6 protein-coding genes are annotated in these 3,738 nt (G+C 45.5%); 1 reads left to right on the top strand and 5 read right to left on the bottom strand.

What is annotated here, in order from left to right:
• The coding region (locus BUB94_RS16050; RefSeq protein ID WP_139258420.1) for a transposase at nt 1-204 on the top strand (204 nt) is incomplete at its 5' end.
• A gap of 3 nt (nt 205-207) precedes the next feature.
• Here the strand turns inward: BUB94_RS16050 and BUB94_RS16600 are convergent.
• The 5 genes from BUB94_RS16600 to BUB94_RS16030 form a co-directional block, all read right to left on the bottom strand.
• Nucleotides 208-468, bottom strand: coding sequence for a hypothetical protein (locus BUB94_RS16600; RefSeq protein ID WP_139260298.1), 261 nt, complete (start codon nt 466-468; stop codon nt 208-210).
• 359 nt (nt 469-827) lie between these two features.
• Nucleotides 828-1,028, bottom strand: a complete 201-nt coding sequence (locus tag BUB94_RS16045) for an IS3 family transposase (RefSeq protein ID WP_083538408.1) — start codon at nt 1,026-1,028, stop codon at nt 828-830.
• A gap of 678 nt (nt 1,029-1,706) precedes the next feature.
• Nucleotides 1,707-2,000, bottom strand: a complete 294-nt coding sequence (locus BUB94_RS16040; protein ID WP_139260297.1) for an RpnC/YadD family protein — start codon at nt 1,998-2,000, stop codon at nt 1,707-1,709.
• 199 nt (nt 2,001-2,199) lie between these two features.
• A complete protein-coding gene (locus tag BUB94_RS16035) occupies nt 2,200-3,006 on the bottom strand; it encodes an Rpn family recombination-promoting nuclease/putative transposase (RefSeq protein ID WP_073238960.1) in 807 nt (268 codons plus the stop codon).
• 387 nt (nt 3,007-3,393) lie between these two features.
• The gene (locus tag BUB94_RS16030) at nt 3,394-3,588 is read right to left on the bottom strand and encodes a hypothetical protein (RefSeq protein ID WP_139260296.1); all 195 of its coding nucleotides are present in this window, start codon (nt 3,586-3,588) and stop codon (nt 3,394-3,396) included.
• Nucleotides 3,589-3,738: the final 150 nt, after the last annotated feature.

Below are 3,738 nucleotides of genomic sequence, written 5' to 3'. Positions count from 1 at the left end.
CTCAACACAATCAGGCTGGGCGTGTCAAACGCAAGGATCGAGGCGACGAACAACAAGATAAAGCTACTGATACGGACTGCCTATGGCTTCAGGAACATGAACAACATGCTGTCGCTGATAATGTTGAGCTGTTCCTATGTAGATGTAAAGATAGCCTACGAATGGGAATCGGAATCGAGAGAATCATCTAGCAAGGCTGCCTAAATGCTACCACACATATTGATGATGCCTCAAAATATTATTTATTTCTTTTGTCGTCGAGACCGTATCGCCGTCTAGCGTATATCTCCAGCCAAAACCTAAAAGCACCCACGCATTCGGGCTAAAATAATCAATGCGATGCGATGGTTCGTCCTGTATTGTTTCTTCTGCCAGTTCCTCTTGTTCACCAGGTAACACCTGCGCAAACAACGCGCAGGGAATCAGAAACGTTAAGATAATCGTTCTAAGTAGGTTATTTATACACATTCACTAGAAAATATTGTACAGAACAGAAAGACCAATACCACCGATAAACTGGACTTGTTGATTTTTTAATAGAGGGTTTCTCATAAACCATATTCATTAGTTGAAGATATAAATATACATTTTTTTTCGTATCGACAGTTACATCTTAAGCACAAAGTTTCTGCAAGCGATATGCAACCGACGGGCAGCCCGGCGCGCTCATAGAAGGCTCTATGCCAAAGTCATTAAGCAAATTACGATACCCGCGACTGCTGTACTGCGTGCCGCGATTAACTACAGCCGGATAGATCCAGCCAAGGTTCGTGCGGATATACGTGATATCGCCACACCAGTACTGGTTCAGGCCGAACGGTGCGAAATTACGTTGTAGCAAGTTCTGCGCATACATCCCGTCGCTCTTGCCCGGTCTCGCGCATGATACGGCGTAGTTTGTACTCGTTGATATCTACGGAACGGTCGTTAAGTTCCCTCAGGAACTTTGTGCAGCCGTAGATGCAGAAGTACTCCTCAAATACGCTGCGGACAGTTTGCACGAGGTCTGCTTCACGCTGCCGCCGCAGGCGTCAAGATGTGCAGGGATTTCCAGAAATCCAATCGCCTCAATCATGTCGATTTGCAAGCTAGCTTGCAATCGCCGCGATATTCGGCACATAGATTTTTTTTAGAATTTCAACGGTCTCCTTCTCGTCTGCCAGTTCCTTCTCTTTTTGCTTGAGTTTCCGCTCTAGTTCCTTGTTCTTGGCGGCAAGTTCTTCGATGGAGACCTTGCGTATCCGCCGTTCTTCCTCGTAAGTCGGGAGGTTGTTCTGTTTCCTGTATTCATAAATGGCATAATTTTAACTTCCACGGTGAAAAATAACCTGGATCTTAAATCGCAGTCAATGGCCGCAAATTAGGCTTTTTTTTATGATTTTTACGCTTGTAGCTGAACAAATGAGTAAAATTTGAGGCATTTGCTGTACAAATTGGTAGCTAAAAAGTGGGGAAGGGCACCGGATTGCATCCGAAGGGGTATCCCCAAAAGCGGAAAGTGCATTGGATTGAATCCTATGGCAAATCACACTTTGGGGCTGCCAAATTATGTAGACGGAGGGGTATAACCCCTAAAAAATGGTTTAAAGCAGGACAACAAGTGCTAACTATATAATAAAAGCTGATGGTTCAAAAACCACCAGCCTTTTTCAGAGTGTCATCCTGAACGCAGCCGTAGGCGGAGTTGAAGGATCTAGATGTCAAAATCACTGCATTTCTTTCTGCAGTCCAAGAACTTCTGCTTCGGAAAGGCCTGTTGCTGTAGAAATGTCCTTAACGGACATTTTCATTTTGAGAAGATTGCGTGCGATAATCGCTTTTTCTTCGCCCCGTGTTTCTGCCCGACCTTTCTCAAGTCCCTTCTTGTAGCGAATGTTCAGTTCCTGTTCGAGAGTCATATAAGCCTTCTTTGCGACTGGGTCATTGCGATACCGCTCCACAAACGCGTGAATCCGCTTGATCCTTTCGGATTCGTACTTCTGCGTTGCGAAATACTGCATGTACTCGCGAGTAACCTCATCCGTGACTTCGCGGTACTTACTAAAGATATAAAAATATATGTTGTTTTTCGGAACTTGCTTTGTTAACAATAAGCGCTAACTATATAATAAAGGCTGATGGTTCAAAAACCACCAGCTTTTTTCAGGGTGTCATCCTGAACGCAGCCGTAGGCGGAGTTGAAGGATCTAGATGTCAAAATCACTGCATTTCTTTCTGCAGTCCAAGAACCTCTGCTTCGGAAATGCCTGTTGCTGTAGAAATGTCCTTAACGGACATTTTCATTTTGAGAAGATTGCGTGCGATAATCGCCTTTTCTTCGCCCCGTGTTTCTGCCCGACCTTTCTCAAGTCCCTTCTTGTAGCGAATGTTCAGTTCCTGTTCGAGAGTCATATAAGCCTTCTTTGCGACTGGGTCATTGCGATACCGCTCCACAAACGCGTGAATCCGCTTGATTCTTTCGGATTCGTACTTCTGCGTTGCGAAATACTGCATGTACTCGCGAGTAACCTCATCCGTGACTTCGCGGTACTTACTAAAGATATAAAAATTCTTGTAGCAAAGGTCACCCAGCAAAATGTTGGGGTCGGTTTCCTCGCGATTCTGGAACTGATACACCGGCTTGCCCGCCTTGAAAATATCCTCGGGGCAGAGGAACAAGATGTACTGTTCCTTGAGTTCATCGTAATTGACTCCCTTGCCCAAAGCATCCAAATCAAGCATCCCCTGGTAATACCTGGCGCGCTTGGGCAGTTCACTGGTGTCGATCATCTGCAACTCGATATCGAAAGAGCGGCCGTTTCCGGAATCACCCTCCCTTGCCTGCACATCCAGGCGCACACTCTTGTGGAAGGGATCCTCCTGGAGGGTGGCCTCGGAAACCACGCTGATCTTTTCGATGTCAATCTTCAGGATGTCCTGCAGGAAATCCTGCGCGATATCCGCATTGCTAAAAACCTTTGCGAACATGAAGTTGTCGCAAATCGTCAATTCCTCGTATTTCTTCATATGTTGTTTTTCGGGACTTGCTCTTGCGGGTGTCAGGCGGTTATATCCCCTCGCTCCTGCCGGGTCCCGCAAGAATTATTTTCCTTCCCGTTCTGCGACATCGGCCCTCGTGAGCCGACTAGCCTGCGTTTCCCACACGCAAACCTGCAACGCCGTCGAAAGGATTTTTTCTTGCGATGACAAATATAAACTAAGGCATTTCTTGCAGTCAAGGGCTGTAACTTAGGGCTGTTCATTATGCAAACAGTTGTTTGCACGATTTCACAATTTGTTAACAACAAGCGCTAACTATATAATAAAAGCTGATGGTTCAAAAACCACCAGCTTTTTTCAGGGTGTCATCCTGAACGCAGCCGTAGGCGGAGTTGAAGGATCTAGATGTCAAAATCACTGCATTTCTTTCTGCAGTTCAAGAACTTCTGCTTCGGAGAGGCCTGTTGCTGTAGAAATGTCCTTAACGGACATTTTCATTTTGAGAAGATTGCGTGCGATAATCGCTTTTTCTTCGCCCCGTGTTTCTGCCCGGCCTTCTTCTTTCCCCTGCAGGTAGGATCCTTGTTTTTCGTAAAGGATATCTGTCATGTTGTTAGCCTCCAGGAGCAAGATTTCGTCGGTATACCCTTCAAAAGATACATCATTTGCGAAGTCCTTGTCAAGAAGGCTATTTGCCTTTTCTTCATCGATGGTTTTGTAAATTTATCTGCACTTTTGTAAAATTTTTCGAAAAACCGC

Origin of the sequence: Fibrobacter sp. UWH9 (genome assembly GCF_900129715.1) — a bacterium.
Classification (GTDB): Bacteria; Fibrobacterota; Fibrobacteria; order Fibrobacterales; family Fibrobacteraceae; genus Fibrobacter.
Note: the sequence above shows the minus strand (reverse complement) of the source record. Positions and strands in the feature narration are given on the sequence as shown.